The 16966-nt window shown below is 45.4% G+C and carries 16 protein-coding genes; 2 read left to right on the forward strand and 14 right to left on the reverse strand.

Going from position 1 to position 16966, the window contains the following annotated elements; translation table 11 throughout:
- Positions 1-124: 124 nt before the first annotated feature.
- The 10 genes from R50345_RS06435 to R50345_RS06480 all read right to left on the reverse strand — a co-directional run bounded on the left by R50345_RS06435 (position 125) and on the right by R50345_RS06480 (position 9230).
- Positions 125-1705, reverse strand: a complete 1581-nt coding sequence (locus R50345_RS06435; RefSeq protein WP_042125034.1) for an oleate hydratase — start codon at positions 1703-1705, stop codon at positions 125-127.
- A 156-nt stretch (positions 1706-1861) separates the two neighbouring features.
- Positions 1862-2431, reverse strand: a complete 570-nt coding sequence (locus R50345_RS06440; RefSeq protein ID WP_042125036.1) for a TetR-like C-terminal domain-containing protein — start codon at positions 2429-2431, stop codon at positions 1862-1864.
- A gap of 20 nt (positions 2432-2451) precedes the next feature.
- A complete protein-coding gene (locus tag R50345_RS06445) occupies positions 2452-2847 on the reverse strand; it encodes a hypothetical protein (protein ID WP_042125038.1) in 396 nt (131 codons plus the stop codon).
- Positions 2848-2894: 47 nt separating this feature from the next.
- Entirely contained in the window at positions 2895-3416 is a 522-nt protein-coding gene (locus tag R50345_RS06450; protein WP_042125040.1) for a hypothetical protein, read from the reverse strand.
- 97 nt (positions 3417-3513) lie between these two features.
- Entirely contained in the window at positions 3514-3933 is a 420-nt protein-coding gene (locus tag R50345_RS06455; protein ID WP_042125042.1) for a GNAT family N-acetyltransferase, read from the reverse strand.
- Between the two features lie 103 nt (positions 3934-4036).
- Positions 4037-5017, reverse strand: a complete 981-nt coding sequence (locus tag R50345_RS06460) for an RluA family pseudouridine synthase (protein WP_042125044.1) — start codon at positions 5015-5017, stop codon at positions 4037-4039.
- 82 nt (positions 5018-5099) lie between these two features.
- Complete coding sequence (locus tag R50345_RS06465) at positions 5100-5288, reverse strand: CLC_0170 family protein (protein ID WP_042125046.1); 189 nt, start codon at positions 5286-5288, stop codon at positions 5100-5102.
- A 13-nt stretch (positions 5289-5301) separates the two neighbouring features.
- Positions 5302-6528 (reverse strand): Ger(x)C family spore germination protein, encoded by a 1227-nt coding sequence (locus R50345_RS06470; RefSeq protein ID WP_042125048.1) that lies wholly within the window; start codon positions 6526-6528, stop codon positions 5302-5304.
- Entirely contained in the window at positions 6521-7624 is a 1104-nt protein-coding gene (locus R50345_RS06475) for a GerAB/ArcD/ProY family transporter (RefSeq protein ID WP_042125050.1), read from the reverse strand. Before R50345_RS06475 ends, R50345_RS06470 begins: the two co-directional genes overlap by 8 nt.
- The gene (locus R50345_RS06480; RefSeq protein WP_081954018.1) at positions 7572-9230 is read right to left on the reverse strand and encodes a spore germination protein; all 1659 of its coding nucleotides are present in this window, start codon (positions 9228-9230) and stop codon (positions 7572-7574) included. Before R50345_RS06480 ends, R50345_RS06475 begins: the two co-directional genes overlap by 53 nt.
- 169 nt (positions 9231-9399) lie before the next feature.
- Here R50345_RS06480 and recQ point away from each other — a divergent pair, with 169 nt between their 5' ends.
- Both recQ and R50345_RS06490 read left to right on the forward strand, forming a co-directional pair.
- The gene (gene recQ, locus R50345_RS06485; RefSeq protein ID WP_042125051.1) at positions 9400-11235 is read left to right on the forward strand and encodes a DNA helicase RecQ; all 1836 of its coding nucleotides are present in this window, start codon (positions 9400-9402) and stop codon (positions 11233-11235) included.
- Between the two features lie 16 nt (positions 11236-11251).
- On the forward strand, positions 11252-13159 hold the full coding sequence (locus tag R50345_RS06490; RefSeq protein WP_042131930.1) for a B12-binding domain-containing radical SAM protein: 1908 nt from the start codon (positions 11252-11254) through the stop codon (positions 13157-13159).
- A 218-nt stretch (positions 13160-13377) separates the two neighbouring features.
- On the opposite strand, the gene R50345_RS06495 is transcribed toward R50345_RS06490, so the two are convergent.
- Genes R50345_RS06495 through R50345_RS06510 form a run of 4 tightly spaced genes read right to left on the reverse strand, consistent with a single transcriptional unit; the run spans position 13378 to position 16928 of the window.
- Positions 13378-14328, reverse strand: coding sequence for an alpha/beta fold hydrolase (locus R50345_RS06495; protein ID WP_042125053.1), 951 nt, complete (start codon positions 14326-14328; stop codon positions 13378-13380).
- Positions 14329-14355: 27 nt separating this feature from the next.
- A complete protein-coding gene (locus R50345_RS06500; RefSeq protein WP_042125055.1) occupies positions 14356-15324 on the reverse strand; it encodes a type I phosphomannose isomerase catalytic subunit in 969 nt (322 codons plus the stop codon).
- A 45-nt stretch (positions 15325-15369) separates the two neighbouring features.
- Entirely contained in the window at positions 15370-15972 is a 603-nt protein-coding gene (locus R50345_RS06505) for a tRNA 5-(aminomethyl)-2-thiouridylate-methyltransferase MnmM (RefSeq protein ID WP_042125057.1), read from the reverse strand.
- Complete coding sequence (locus tag R50345_RS06510) at positions 15972-16928, reverse strand: tRNA modification radical SAM protein MnmL/YtqA (protein WP_042125059.1); 957 nt, start codon at positions 16926-16928, stop codon at positions 15972-15974. The genes R50345_RS06505 and R50345_RS06510 overlap by 1 nt, the downstream gene beginning before the upstream one ends.
- Between the last annotated feature and the right edge of the window lie 38 nt (positions 16929-16966).

Here is a 16966-nt window from a genome sequence, read left to right on the forward strand (position 1 = left end):
TGTTGAGCTTAACATACACACGATTTCGCCTGGAATGGAGAGTTCTTATTAAATCATGTTTTACACACTACAAAGACAAGCGCCCCTGAATCTATCCAGAAGCGCTTGTTTCTTTATGATGTGTTTATCTAAAAGAAGTGATAAAGCTTGTGAACAAGGTGCGGACATCGTACTGATGTTGATTGATAGGCTCGATAGGCCGGTTAATGCCGAGCAATGTGTATACTGCAGTTCTTGCTGCTCGGATAGAGTATTCTTCCGTGAATACAACATCATCTGGAATTTCGCAATATTGGCCAACGAAGGCAAGGTTAGTGGAGCCTTCAGGCACTACTTTAGGTCGGTCGCTATTTAATCTAGGCATGAATTGTGAAGTGATATAAGGCATCATACATGGAATACAATTAGCAGTTGCCATGATCTCGTCCTTATGTTCTTCGAAATGAAGATGACCGATTAATTCTTCCATAATTTCTTCACCGGTACATTCGCTCATTTTCTTCTTCACGAAGTCTCCTACGTTGTCAGGGTACAAACCGTAACCCCAGAATACTTTTACGTGCTCTGGTTGATTGCGGAAATGCGGTTGGAAAGCTAAGACAACGGACATTAACCAGCTCGAATCTTTAAAGGTAACCAATGCGCCAGTACCTGCACGATTACGAGTGAATTTCTCCATAAGATCGAAGAATTTGGAATCTTGGAAGGTCACGGTAAAGGACTCCCATTTCGAACCATCGATATGATCATCGAAGGATGATGGATTGCCGAGACCTGGTTTTTTGGCAGCGATGTTCTCCCATAACTTCCATGAGCTACCCTTTCCATTGAGACGTGGGGCAGAGGTCATGGATCCAAGGCTTGATCCTTCAGTCATGGAGCCGTTCGTGACGATTACGATATCTTCTTCGCTTATGTTAATAACGTCTGGGACACCTTGGCGCAGGACGTTCATTTGGGTTACGGTAATGCCATCTCCATCTTTGAACTGCAGGTCAGTTACTGTACATTTCAGTGTAAAGTCAACGCCGAAGCCTTCGAGATATTTGTGCATAGGTAAGATGATAGAATCGTACTGGTTATATGGAGTGCGGGTTACGCCTTCCAGGGTTTGAATTCTTGGGAACTCATGAACGAAGCGAATCATATATCGTTTAAGCTCTACAGCGCTATGCCAAGGCTGGAATGCGAAAGTAGTAGCCCACATATACCAGAAGTTCGTGGTGAAAAAGTGTGGACCAAACCAGTCGTTAATCCGAGCTTTTCCCATTTTTTCTTCCGGTGTAATAATCAATTTACCCATCGCAAGCCGGTCAGCCATATCGAAGCCCATGGACAATACATCTTCCACCTCACCGTTGCGGTTAACGAGTCTAGCGTTAGCATGTGTTGGATTGGCGGTATCGAATTCTATAATCTCTTCTCTAACGGATTTCTCAGGATGGTCGAGGGAGGGAATCGACATGAGTAAATCCCATGTATTCTCATAGGTCTCATCGTTAAGCATCCGGCCACCGCGAATGACATAACCGTGCTCAGCGTCACCTGCGCCGTCGTTACTGCCACCGAGAATCTTCATCTCTTCAATAATGTGAATGTTCTGTCCCGGAAAGTCACAGTCTCTGACCAGGTAAGCCGCGCCCGCTAAGGATGCAATTCCGCCACCGACAAAATAAACCTGTTTATTACCGTACTCTTTTTTCACAATGGTCGCCTCCAAGTTGTTGTTGAAATAATCACACTCTTAATGTAAACCAACTCCAATTTTGAAGGTATAATCAAACCTTTTAGAGTGTATGGATTTTGGTCATTATGGTTCATGTGTCTAGTTTTTAGACAAAAAAACCGTTGAACCCAAAGGTTACAACGGCTTGTTCTCATATTTGTGCAAAGCTTTTAGAAAATTTCCCTCAATGAGTACACTTAGCTTCTCGATAATGTGATCCGGATGCTCTTTCATCCCGTCTCTCATCCATTGAATGACGAGACCTGTGAAGGCCAGTGTATAGAAATTAGCAATGAAATGTTTATCTTCATGGCTAACCTCCATCCCGGCGGACAGTTCGTTTATGACACCCATAATAAGATCATTTGTCACTTCGTATAGATAGGCATCCAGATGATTTCTGCCCAGTGAGTTCAAGGTGTTGCAGCAAAAGGTTTTATTTCGTTCGATATAGCAGAAGATTCTATAGAAGCCGTCCGTCCATGTACTATAGCTACGATACTGGGCGATGCTTTCTACAGCTTCGGTCTTATAGATCCAGCCCAGTAAATCAAATATATCTTGAAAATGATAATAGAAGGTTTGTCGATTAAGTCCGCAATGGTCCACGAGCTGTTTGACTGTGATTTTATTGAGCGACGTATGTTCCATTAGTTCTTTTAAGGAATGGGACAATGCATTTTTGGTGAGAAAAGAATTGGACAACGATCTATCAACTCCTCCATTCAAGCTTTCGGCCAATGCTTAACCAGCAGACGAATACTCTCTGCCAACAAACCGAGTGCAAATCCTCCACAGGTAAAAAAGAAAAAAGCTAGGAATCCCGCGAGATCCTCCCAACCGGACATCTCTCTATAGGTGTAGCTTAGCATAATCACCGAACCGATAATAATTCCTGTTGTAGTGATTAACCAGAGCAGACGAGCTCCAAACCATCCTAAGACGTTAACGATACCAGATACGATAATGGAAAAAAGTGCGAAGCGCAGTAAGAGTGTGATATCCAATGAATGGGCCATCATAACGAATCTGTGCAGAATGAAAAGCAGCCACAGAAAAACACCATAAACGGCCATCCAGAGAAACCAACGGTTACTTTTGGCAGCAGGTAGGAATTTCATTTCTTGCTCACCTCTTTTTCCAAAGTACGAACGGTGTGCAGCAGGAATTATACGGAGAAAGATTCCAATTCTTCTACACTTTGCAGAAGATGATTTAGCAGGTTCGGAATGTCCTCCATCTGCTCCTCAGTGATTTGTCTTTTGAATTGCAGCTCAATGCAGTTATTGTAGGTTTCGCCTTCTTGCCCATAAATGAAGCTTAAAGACTGTACGGGCTGAAATTCAGGTCCCCATATCGCTTTAAGAATACTCTCAATCGCTTGACATTCAGCAGGGATATCTTCGATTTCCATATAAAAACGTAATGAAAGATTGCAGCCGGGATCTGTGTTAGGCACCTCCAATATTTCATCACTGAGATCTTTCACAGAAGAAGTGAGGAAGACTTCGGCGGTTACACTCCTGCCGGCAGTTAATTGGAAGGAAAGGCTGAATTCTCTGGACATCAATGCCATATTCAGAAGGTCGGAACGATCCGTAACTACCAGAATTCCGTCCAGATTATCGTAATCGTAGATTTGGTTCTCAAAAGCAATTTTAATATTATCGAAGACAGTAGGATGGAACAATAATGGCACCTTCTTTTGTTTATTAATATTGTAACATGATCTAAATAGAAGTGAAAAAGATGCCCAAGGACCATATGGACCGGGCATCTTTCCAGTGTTACTCCATGACCTTGAACATGCCCGTCATACCGGGAGCATGATTCTGAAAGCCATATTTTTCATAAAAGGTATCCTTGCCATGTGATGCGAACAGACCGACGAACGCGCCAGAATAACAATGAGACCGAATATAGTGTAGTAGCTGCTCAATAATGGCATTACCAATGCCTTGGCCCTGAAATTCGGGAAGCACGGCTACGTCCTGAATATAGAAATACATATGACCATCGCCGACGATCCGCCCCATACCGATAACCTTGTCTTCCTGTACAAAGACCATGCCATACACCGAATGAGCCAGAGAGGCTGCAGTCATTTCCGTATTCACGTTCCCCCAACCGACAGCTTCCCATAAGGAGGCATGCTCCTCAGTCGTGGGTAAACGTTCAATACATTCATAATGATGTGCTGTTGTCATAGCTAATCACCCATTCTTTGTTAAGTTATTGTAGCGATTGTAGTGTAGTAAGCTCCACTGTAATCAGCCCCCTTAGGATGAATGGGTATTCACTGTGATCTTGTCAGTTCGTAGGTGCAGGTGCGGTATATTTCAGGAATGTCTTCGGAATTGGGCTTTCGAAGGTCATTAACTCTCCTGTTGTAGGATGAATAAAAGAAAGTACACGAGCATGCAGACCGAGACGACCTACCGTTTTGGTCTCTGCACCATACTTCTTGTCTCCTGCAATCGGATGGCCTATATCTGCCATATGAACACGAATCTGATTTTTGCGCCCAGTTTCAAGTTTTACCTCAAGCAACGAGAAGTGGCGGTTCGCCTGAATGAGCTTATAATGTGTAATCGCATGTAGACCATCGCCTTCATGAGGACTGGAGTACATTTTCAGGGTAGAGGTTTCTTTTAGCCAAGAGCTCACTGTACCTTCAGGTCTTTTAACGGCGCCTTCGACTAGAGCTACGTAAGAACGTTCTTTCACGGTATCCTTCCACGTAGTTTGCAGTGCCTGCTGGATCCGTTCGCTTTTGGCAAACATCATTACCCCAGATGTATCGCGGTCCAAGCGGTGTACGACAAAAATTCGGTTCTTAGGATTGCTGACGCGAACATGCTCCATAAGCTGGCGGTAAGCGGTCAATTCATTTTCTTCCGCAGTGGCAATCGATAGCAGTCCGGCATCCTTCTGAATAATGATTAGATCATCATCTTCATGGACGATGGTGAGTCCGATCATTTCTGCTACTTGTACAGGCTTCTCTTGATCAATCGTCACAGTTTGCCTCGGATGCAATTGAAAATTATGCTGTGTGACTACCTTGCCATTCACTGCTACTTGTCCACGCGAGAGGATAGATTTAATAGCATTTCGTCCCCGGCCTGTGATGTGGCTGAGTAAGAAGGCTAGCAGCTCCGAAGGTTCATTTACTGTAAAAGACTTGGGTGCCGCGGGTGCTTTAGCTTTATGATTAAGCTTGCCAGTTGGCTTGCTGTGGGAACGAGTACCTCTTTTGGCTGTTTCTTTAGGATTTCTTCTTGTGTTCATGACTGCATTCTCCGTCCTTTAATATTGTACTCCTCAATATACCATGGGCTGTTAAGAAATACTATGTGAAGGGCAGTGGTACTCATAGAAATATTAGTTGGACTACAACAACAAGAAGAAACAAGATGATTTGTACCCAGCCTAATAGATGAGAAATCTTCTTTTCTCGGGGCATAGCACTTACGGCATAAATCTTAGTATCCACAGTAAGCAGCAGGATGCCAGAGATCAGAAGTGCTGCAGCTATGTAGGTTAGCTGATGATAGATCATATTTAAATACCACCTATTCTTCTTTAAGTCCAACTCTGTTTATATTTGAATTGACTTTTATATCTACAGTGAGATGGGAATACTGTTCTTCCCAATCCTTTTTGTTATGGACGTTAGCTTTCCAATAGGAAGGCATATAAGCGCGTACGTATTCTCCCATACCAAAGATATCCGAATGGGCTTGTTGAGTCTCTTTAATTAGCTGATCTAATATTTGTATAACGCCTTTCTGGAAGTTGACTTCAAGTTCTTTCAGAGCTTGGCTTGAAGAAATATTGGCTTCACTGCTTATGTGTTCATCCAGAGCGGCATCTAGAAAAATATTATAAGTTATATGGGGTTTCCCATTTTTGATTTGAGCCTTAATTCTTGTGAAACGGTCGTTAGTTTTGAGGATCACCGGACCAAACTTATCTGAATTGAATAGCACGGAATAACCTCCGGGATTAATACCCTTCATAGACATATATGCTCCGATTTCAATAGGGGTCGTTGATCCCACCATCACACCACCACTAAAGTAAGCTAGACCTTTAATCAACATATTCTCTTTTTGATGTAAAGAAACGTAAGGTAAATAACCGCTTTCGCCCCATTTGGATTCAGCAGACCAGAATACCCCCATATAGTTAGCAGGGAACTTGCCAGAGGTTACTGCTTTCTCCATGGTGGACAGGATATACAGGGTCGGTACTCGTTGAAGTGGAGGATTTATATTCATGAATTCGGATGCCGCTCCTTCCGACACCAGCAGCCAAGTACGCCGGCGTACCTCGGGATTGCGACGTAAATAGTCATTTAAATCATGCAGATTGCTCCTCGCAATATCTTCACTAATGATAATGACCCGAAGATGGATGAGATAACGTGGATCTGAGATTTGCTGTTGCAAATTATTCATGGCGTCATCCAGAGAGTATCCGTATACTTGTATAACCCATACCGGATTTTGATTTCCTCCTCCGCTACCCTCACCCCCGCTACTTGGTCCTAACGGGACTCTTCCTGGAACCGCAATTTGAGCGGTCACGCGAATCTTATTCAGGTTAATGTTCGCGCTACTAAGATGTGTCGTTTTATCATCTTCGGTTTCGCTATTTGCCGGAACGGAGTCTATGGACAATCCGAGCACAAGGGCACGATCTTCTATTTCGAGCTGGTCCCAGCAACCCGCGAGAAATCCTGATGCTATGGAGAGTACTACTAAGAGAAAGATACGTTTGTAAATTCCATTATTCATGAGCAGGCTCTCCTTTATGACGAATAAGAGCCATTAACCATAACAATAGAGGGTAGAAGGTCAATAAAATCAGACCGATAACCCCAGTAATAGAGGCGATCGTGTGGACTTGATAAATATCTCTGGGTATAAGTGAAAAACTGAAGATTAATGGAAGTGAAAAACTGGATAATAAGCGGTGATCTTTTATCCGCATAACCTGCTGAACTGAATATGTCGCTACGTAGTAATTCGTGAAAATTGTAGTGAATATTGACACTACCCAGACTATTATAAATAGAGCATCAAATCGTTCTAATAACCCCCCGCCAATAGAAATGGAACGGGCAGTCTCTAGAGTGGGATAGGTGAGCAGTTTGGTTTCTTGAGCTCCGAACATCCCAACAGTGATGATAATGATCATTACATAAACAAAGCCAATAATAAGAAGTGCAGCAGCACCTGCTTTAAGTACCTGATGGGGATTTTTCATTATGGGAACCATTAGCGTTAGAACAAAAGTTCCCTGATACAAGGCAGCAGAAGTAAGCATTCCCTTTGAAAAGCTTGAAAAGGTTAGGTGATTACCTGTGATGGGCAATAAGTTTAAGGCATCTACGCTTTTTAACGAAACTAAAACAATGCCGATAACGGATACTAAGATGAAAGGTAAATAAAAAACATGAACATATGTAAATTTAATAGTATTTCTGCGTATGGATAAGGCAGCCAGGATGAGCATCAATAGAATTACCGCTTCGATAGGTGTTTTTTTAAACACAACTGTGATGCATACCTCCCCGAATTGACGCATGGTAATCCCGGCAGAGAATGCAAAAAACAATGAAATAAGAACTGAGAACATATCTGCGAGTCCTGTGCCGAGTAGCCGGCGGCTGAATATGAACAAAGTTTCGTTCGGGAATTTGCGGCAGACAGCGGCCGTGAACCAACAGCCGAGAAAAGCTAATGGAATTCCAGAAGCTGACACCAAAGGTGCGCCGCTTCCACCAGTTTCAGACATATTACGAGGAATGCTTAATATGCCTATCCCAATAATCGTACTAACGATTACTATCACTACTTGGATTGTTGTTATCGGGCGGTTGTTGTTCATCAGGTTCACCTGTCTCCTTAAAAATCTGATCTAAATACGTTGTTGGCAAATCATGAGCGAGTCGAGTAGGGTCTGGACTGTTCAAAAAGCTCGGGCGTCGTCTCATCCACCATAAGGGGACACGAATCAGACTGTCCTTCAGATCTCTCCATTTAGTAGGCACATATGGTGTCATGTAAGGAACCCCAAAGGATTCCAGAAATAATAAGTGATTCACAATTACTATGGTGCCTAACATGACGCCGTACAGACCAAAGCAGCCCGCCAGAATAATTAATGGGAATCTTAGCATTCTGGATGAGATCGCCGCATTGTACGAAGGGGTGGCAAAAGACCCTATAGTTGTTATGGCGACAATAACCACGGTTGTCGGACTCGCCAGACCTGCTGATACGGCTGCCTGTCCGATAACAAGGACACCTACGATAGAGAGGGCACCTCCAATCATTTGTGGTAAACGAATGGTCGCCTCACGAAGTACTTCCATGAAGACCTCCATGATCAGTACTTCTAAAACTGCTGGAAAAGGAACCCCGGCTCTCCCCCCTGAGATCGCAACAGCAAACTCCGTTGGCAAGAGCTCTGGGTTAAAGGAAATTACAGATACATACAGAGCAGGGAAGAAAAGTGAGAATATCAAGGCAATCAGCCGGATTATTCGAATAAGGCTACCGACAATAAAACGTTCCGTATAATCATCCATCGTCTGGAAGAATTGACTGAATAGGGCTGGAGCGATTAGAGAGAAGGGAGAGCCGTCTACCAGAATGACGACTCTTCCCTCTAATAATGCTGCTGCAGATCTATCTGGTCGTTCCGTTGGTTGAACTTGTGGAAAGGGGGATAACGGATTATCCTCTATGAATTGCTCGATGTACCCTGAATCTAGGATGCTGTCTGTGTTGATCATAGATAATCTCTTCATCACTTTTTTAACTAATGCGGGATCTACTATCCCTTCTATGTAGCACACAGCAACCTGGGAACGGGTACGTGCACCAAGCGGGGCGGTCGTAACTCGAAAATCTGGAGTTTGCAGCCGATAACGAAGCAGGGATAGATTGGCTTCCAAATTCTCAATAAATCCTTCTCGCGAACCGCGTATAATCTGCTCCGTCTGCGGCTGTTCAATACTGCGATGTTCAATTTTACGCAGATTAAAATAAAGTGCCTGGTCCATGCCTTCTACAAGCAGAACTACGCTACCTTCTAATAGAAAGGCAGGCAAGGCGTTTAAGTCCGGTGTTCGGTTCCCTTGAGTCACTTGAACGGTTGTATTCCAGATGAAATCGGGCAGATCCTTGCGTTGCTCTGGAATTGCCGAGAGTTCGGAGGGAGCACTCATTAACGGCTTCAGGACATGCTCATGAACTTGCTCCTGATCCACTAAAGACGAAAATAACAGGATCGCTGCGTGATACATGCCATACATTCGAAAGTTACGCACAATGAGATCAGCATCTTCACCAAAGACATTACGTATGGCATTAATGTTTTTATCTAGGTCAGAAGCCAGAGGATTCTGCGAACGCTCATTAGGGGAAGTGGGTTCTTCGTGTGCTTTTTTATGTGTAAAAGAACTAAGATTTTGTTTCCAATTTTGCACGGTTGTTCCTCTTTCCTATAGAATGGCGATTCTTTAAGCTTGGCTCAAAAGAAGAGCTTTTATGTAAATTTTCCAAAACATGAAGTGGCAGGATGATTTCACGAGTGTTGCTCAATACACCATTGACCGCTAAACTAAAGATAGAAACGCTTAAGGGGTTATGAGAGATATGAAGATGCAAGCACCTACTATTGAACAGGCGCAGGCTGAGCTGCAGAAATATTACGGTTATCCAGATTTTCGGGATGGTCAGAAGAAGATTGTTCAGAACTTGCTGGAAGGTCGCGACACGCTGGGGATCCTCCCTACTGGAGGCGGAAAATCGATCTGTTATCAAGTTCCTGCATTGCTGCTGCCCGGACTGACATTGGTGATATCGCCATTGATCTCGCTGATGAAAGATCAGGTGGATGCTTTGACCACGGCAGGTATTCCGGCAGCCTTTATTAATAGCACGTTAAGCGGAAAAGAAGTAAATGAGCGGATTCGTGCTGCCCGTCGCGGCGATTTGAAGCTGCTTTATGTCGCGCCCGAAAGGTTAGAGCTGGACTGGTTCCGACTGGAGATGGCTGAGCTGGCGATTTCCTGTGTGGCTGTAGATGAGGCACACTGTGTATCACAGTGGGGACATGATTTCCGCACAAGTTATTTGTCGGTATCGCCATTTGTGGACGAGTTGCCAGAACGACCTATCTTGGCTGCATTTACAGCGACGGCGACGCCAGAGGTTATGGAGGACATGGTTCGGCTGCTTCGTCTGCGCGAGCCAGGTATTTTCATGACTGGACTCGGAAGAGATAATCTAGCCATGTCTGTGCTACGTGGAGAGAATAAGCGGGAATTCGTCATGGACTACACAGCGACGCATTCCCACCAACCGGGCATTGTATATGCGGCTACACGCAAAGAAGTAGATGATCTATATCAAAGGCTGCAGGCTTCAGGAATAGCAGCAGGCCGCTATCACGCAGGGATGAATGATCAGGAGCGGGCAGATAGTCAGGAAGGCTTCCTCTATGATGATATCCGGGTTATGGTGGCCACGAATGCCTTTGGGATGGGGATTGATAAATCCAATGTCCGTTACGTAATTCATTACAATATGCCGAAAAATATGGAAGCTTATGTTCAAGAGGCTGGTCGTGCTGGCCGTGACGGTGAACCTAGTGAGTGTATCCTGCTCTTTAGTGCGCAGGATATTATGACACAAAAGTTCCTAATTGAGCAGAATCCGCAGGATACGGACCGCAAAGCTAACGAATATCGCAAACTTCAGCAAATGATTGATTATTGCTATACTACCCGTTGTTTGCGGAGTGCTCAGCTGGATTATTTTGGTGAGGCACATGGAGACAAGCCATGCGGGATTTGCAGCTCATGTACAGATGAACGAGAGCTTGTAGATATGACTGTAGATGCACAGAAGATATTCTCTTGCATCCACCGTATGCGAGAGCGTTATGGAGTAGCGTTGGTGGCTTCTGTGCTTAAAGGTTCTCGCAATCAGAAGGTGATGCAGTATGGTTTTGATAAGCTGCCGACCCATGGTGCGATGTCGAGCCGGACGGAGAAGGAGATCTCGGAGAGTATCAATGTACTTATCTCTGAAGGATATCTGGCATTGTCTGAAGGACAATATCCGGTAGTACGGCTCCAGCCTTTGGCTGCTGAGGTACTGCGAGGACAGCGTGAAGTGATGCAGCGAGTAGCGCGGCCATCACGAGCAGGTGCGGCATCCGGTACGCGAGTTCGTAGTCGCGGACATGATTTGTCACCTTCGGCGGTCAATGAGACCGTCTTCGAGCAACTTCGTCTGATTCGGCGGGAACTGGCAGGCCGAGAGCATGTGCCATCTTATATTATTTTCAATGATGCAACGCTGCGTGAGATGAGTGTGGTTTGCCCGCAGACCGAAGCGGAAATGCTGAGGGTAAAGGGTGTCGGGGAAGTGAAATACCGGAAGTATGGTAAGGCATTCCTAGAGTTTTTTCAAAATGAAATGTAGAAAAGGTCGTGTAGCATTGAAAATCGTTCTGACCACGCTAAACGCAAAATATATCCATACCTCACTGGCGATCCGTTTGCTTAAAGCTTACAGTGAGCATGAATTTAAAGATATTCATTTGGTGGAGTACACCATTAAAGATCCCGTAATGAATATCGTGTCCGACTTGTTTCAGAAACAGCCAGATGTGATTGGCTTCTCCTGTTATATCTGGAATATCGAAGAGACGCTTAAGCTGATCGGAATTCTTAAGCAAGTGATGCCTGAGGTTACGATTGTTCTGGGAGGGCCGGAAGTCTCTTATGAGCCGCTGCATTGGATGAAGAGAGAAGCTGGCATTGATTTCATCGTCAATGGAGATGGAGAAGAGACGTTCCATCATCTGCTGCAGGAGCTGAGAGACGACCGGAAATTTCATTTTGTGTACGGAGCTGCTTATCGTAAGGGAGAGGAGATCATTGTAAATCCACCTCGTCCCAAAAGCGATCTAAATACGCTGCCTACACCGCATCGTTTTCCAGAGGATATTCCAGATCTGAGCAAACGTATTGTTTATTTTGAGACGAGCCGTGGGTGCCCGTTTAACTGTCAATTTTGTTTATCCAGTATTGAGGTAGGCGTACGTTACTATGATATTGAACGAGTGAAGTCTGATCTCCTCTACTTAATTGAGAATGGTGCCAAAATCATTAAGTTCTTGGACCGCACCTTCAATATCAATCGTAACTATGCGATGGAAATGTTTCAATTCCTGATCGACAATCATCAAGGCTGTGTATTCCAGTTTGAAATTACAGCAGATATCATGCGGCCAGAAGTTCTGGATTTCCTGTCCAAGAATGCGCCTCCGGGCATCTTCAGATTTGAGATTGGTGTACAGTCTACGAATGATGAGACGAACGAGCTCGTTAAACGTCGCCAGAATTTCAAGAAGCTGTCCCGTACCGTGATGAAGATTAAGGAAAGTCGCAATATCGATCAGCATCTGGATTTGATCGCGGGGCTTCCAATGGAGGATTACACCACCTTCCGCAAAACCTTTAATGATGTATTCGTTATGGAGCCAGAAGAGCTGCAGCTTGGATTCCTCAAAATGCTTCGGGGGACAGGCCTGCGCGCCCAAGCGGCAAAATATGAGTATACGTATATGGAACATGCCCCTTACGAAATTCTTAGCAGTCATATGATGTCCTTCTCGGATATTATCCGGTTGAAGCGGCTTGAGGATGTGCTGGAGAAATACTGGAACAGCCATCGGATGGACCATACGGCCAAATACTTGATCCGTCACGTGTTTGATTCCCCATTCGATTTCTTCCAGGAGTTCGGTGACTATTGGGAGGAGAGAGGCTGGCAAAAGATTGGGCATCAACTGGAAGATCTCTTTATCCGTTTGCAGTCCTTCTTGATAGATCGTGGGACTCCGTCTATGGATATTATTATTGGGCTAATGAAGCTTGATTATTTCCTAGGACACAAGTATAAGCCTCGCAAAATCTGGTGGGATTTCGTGCTGGATAAGTCGGATTGGTCGAGTTACTTGAGGGATATCGCTGCTAATCCGGGTCAAATCTCTGCGCAGTTGGCAGAAGCCGGACTCAGTGAAAGAGAGCTGCAAAAATATACGGTGCTTGAAGTGCTACCGTTCTCGCTTGAAGCGGTGCTGGAATCCATCAGCGGTCTAAGGGCAGATGGGGGTTCAGAGGAAGAGGAAGCGGACAATGTTGTCGACGGGGTTGTACCTTCTTCAGAGTCGCTAATACAAGGAGGCACAGAGAGTGGTTTAGAAGAGTCTGTCCAAACCACAAGCTCGGCTGTAGCCGTAGCTGAACCTTCTTCCGTTCGAGAAGGTCGCACGCTCCTGATCGTGATGTACCAGCAGAACGAGAGCCAACGTGCTCAGTACTATACGCTGCCATTGTAATAAGGCGGTTCAGTTTGATGGATAGACCGTTCCTTTGGGGCGGTCTATTTTTGCGTCATTCGCAATCGTCATCTGAGTCCGAAAGCAGTGGGGGAAAGTAAGGTAGTAAGGGGTAAAGTAAGCTGCACACAACCCAAAACGAAAAGCAGCGATCCCCCAATAACGGGAGGACCGCTGCTCTACATAAAATCCACTAGCCTCAAAACTTCGGCTTTTTCTTAACTTGTAGCCGTAACCTCAGAAGGGAGATGCTGGTCTAGCCAGTTAATTACATCAGCTGTAACTTGATCCCGGTTTACCTCATTTAGCATCTCGTGTCTGCCACCTGGATATAGTCGATACTCAACGTCTGCCACTCCTCGTTTCTTATACAACTCAGCTAGACGGGGAATACCTTGGCCGGTCATCCCTACAGGATCTTTATCTCCACCAAATATATAAATGGGCTTGCTTGTACATAATGTGCTAAGTGATTCTTCGGAATGAATCTCCCTTAGGAGGTGGAAGAAGTCACGGAAAAAACGTGTCGTACAAATGGCTCCGCAGAATGGATCGGAAATGTACTTATCAACTTCTGCAGCATCGCTGCTCAGCCAGTCATAAGCTGTTCTTACGGGAGAAAAGGCACGGTTGTAACTGCCGAATACTAAGCTATTCATCAATACACTGCGGTGATGTTCTCCCTTTAGCTTAAGCTGTGCACTAGCCAGAGATTCGCCAAGGCGCAGCATACTGCGGGGACCATTTGTACCGCTTAGGATAAACCCTGTATAGATTTCGTTACCTTCTTCACACATCAGCTTTTGGGCCAGAAAGGAGCCCATGCTATGAGAGAAAAGAAAGATGGGCTTTCCTTCATGTTTGGAAAGTGCTTTGGCGGCTACCTGAAGCAGGTTGCGCCGCATCCAATAGAATCCGTCCTCTCCGACATCGCCGAGGAGATTGACTTGACCAGCGGTTTTACCATGTCCCCGGTGGTCATTTACATATACTGCATAACCTATTCCGGTTAATGCTTCCGCAAACCGAGCGTAACGGACAGCCGTTTCGCACATTCCGTGAGAAATTTGCACGATACCCTTAACTGGAACATCGGATTCAGGTAACCATTCATAGACATGGATATTTACACCTATGGGATCCGTTAGGGTAAAACTGTTTTCCTTCATGGTCCATTCCTCCTAAAGGTTCTCGACTTATGGTAAATAAGAACGAAGCACAGTAGAATGACCTTCGATAGCGTAACGGCCGAGGTTGGAAGGAATCAGATAGCATTCTCCTGCAGCATAAGGCTGAGAGCCGCCATCCCAAGTAAGATGTCCACTGCCTTCACAGATCACTAGAATAGTGAAGCTGTCTTCTGTAGTGGTGAGGTCCCATGAACCATTTACGATTCCCTTTTCTACGATAAAATATGGTGAAGCAGCAAGCTGCAACCACTCTCCAGGGACTGCGTTATCTGTCTTCATTGAAGTAGCCCCGGCGCCTTCATAGGCTGTCACATTAAGTGAATCTTCAATATGCAGCTCGCGTGGCTTTCCGTCCAGGCCTGGACGGTCATAGTCATAAATGCGGTATGTAGTGTCGGAATTTTGCTGAATCTCTGCTACAACGACACCAGCGCATAGCGCATGAACGGTTCCGGCTGGAATATAGAAGGAGTCTCCTGCGGAGACAGATACTTCTTGAAGGCTATCCATAACGGTTCCTTTCTCCAGTGCTTCGCGCAATGTTTCACGGTCAACACCATCTTTAAGACCATAAATGATCTTGGCACCTGGCTTAGCGTCTAACACGTACCACATCTCTGTTTTGCCCAGTTCACCTTGAGGTAATCCCTCATAATCATCTGTAGGGTGGACTTGAACGGAAAGATTGTCGTTGCAATCCAGCAATTTGATTAGTAGAGGGAATCTACCGCCCGCCTCTGAAATCCCTTTGCTTCCGAACCATTCATGGCCGAACTGCTCACGAATTTGATCCAAGCCTTGGCCGGCTAACGCTCCATTTACTACCGAAGACGTACCATTCGCGTGATCGGCGATCATCCAGCCTTCACCAATATGTCCCTCAGGCAGATCTAGTCCGAATTTCTCTAGCGCACGGCCTCCCCAGACACGTTCTTTAAACTCAGGTTGAAATTTCAAAGGATATGGTTGTGTCATTATTACATCTTCCTTCCAAATATAAGATGGTTAATTACTTACAGATTAAGAGGGGATTCCTTTTTTCTTCTCGAGCGCAATTACATAAGGTGAATCCTTGCGCTGCAGCTGGCGGTAAACGATGCTCTGCGCTACAAGTGGGGAGACTGCCGTTGCCCATGATTCAACAGAGGCGGCTTCGAGATCTCCACCTGCATGGCCGGGATAAAGAACTGCCGTAATGATTCCCCCTGGACGCAGTAACTGGAGTGAAGCCTCCAAGGCTGCAATAGAACTGTCAGGCTGAGTAATGATATTCTTGTCGGCATCGCCCGCAGGCAAGTAGCCAAGATTAAACATCACAGCCCCAACGGTGCCATGCCAGATTGCAGGAACGGCTTCGGCCATTTCGGCGTGGCTGCGTTCCAGCAAGGTGACGTCAGCGAGCGAAGGCGCATCCTCCCTTGCAAGCCGCAGTCGATCTTCAGCCAACCTCAATGCTGCAGCTTGGATGTCGAAACCATAGACTTCCCCGCGAATGCCGGTTGTTTTGGCCAGAAAAAGCGTATCTGCACCTGTCCCCACAGTAGCATCGATAGCTCGGTCACCTAAGGTCAGTCGCTCAGAGATTAATTTATGGGCAAAGCTTAGAACGGACATAAAGCCCATCAGCTCTTCCTCCAATACTTACCCTGCCAAGTATCGCGGGCAACAAGTTCAGCGTCAATGGCATTTAGCACTTCCCATTTCTTGAGACTCCACATCGGTCCGACTAAGAGATCTCGAGGCGCGTCGCCAGTTAGACGGTGCACAATCATCTCAGGAGGCAGAATTTCGAGTGAATCGGCAATTAGCTTCACATACTCGTCCTGTTCCATGAATCGAAGCAATCCGGCTTCGTATTGCTTCACCATTGGTGTTTTACGCATGAGATGCAGAAGGTGAATCTTAATTCCTTGCACATCCATGCGAGCCACAGCAGATACCGTTTCAAGCATCATTTCATGCGTCTCTTGTGGAAGACCGTGAATGATATGGGTGCAGACACGAATGCCGTGACGCCGCAGCTTCTCAACAGCATCTACATAACACTGGCTATCGTGAGCCCGATTAATTAGCTCTGAAGTAGAGTCGTGTATAGTCTGAAGACCCATCTCTACCCACAGATACGTGCGTTCGTTTAGCTCTGCTAAATATTCGACAACATCATCTGGCAAACAGTCAGGCCGTGTAGCAATAGATAGTCCTACGACACCTGGCTGCTGCAAAATCACTTCGAAATATTCTCTAAGCTCTTCGACCGGAGCGTACGTATTGGTATAGGCCTGAAAGTATCCGATGTATTTAGCGTTTGGCCATTTTAGATGCTGTTTGTCACGGATATTATTAAATTGGGTGACGAGATCATCTCGGCGACTTCCCGCAAAATCACCAGAACCTCTGGCACTGCAAAAAGTACAACCACCTTTAGCGATGGAGCCATCACGGTTGGGACAGGTAAAGCCTGCATCGAGCATAACTTTGAACACCTTGGTATTCATTTGCTCACGCATTTCATAATTCCAAGTATGGAAACGTTTATCCCCCCACAGGAGCGGAGGAGTAGTGTATTGAAGATTAGACACAAAGAGCTCCTTTCTGAAAATATAATCATGGATAAGAA

This window comes from Paenibacillus sp. FSL R5-0345, from assembly GCF_000758585.1.
Taxonomy (GTDB): domain Bacteria; phylum Bacillota; class Bacilli; order Paenibacillales; family Paenibacillaceae; genus Paenibacillus_AQ.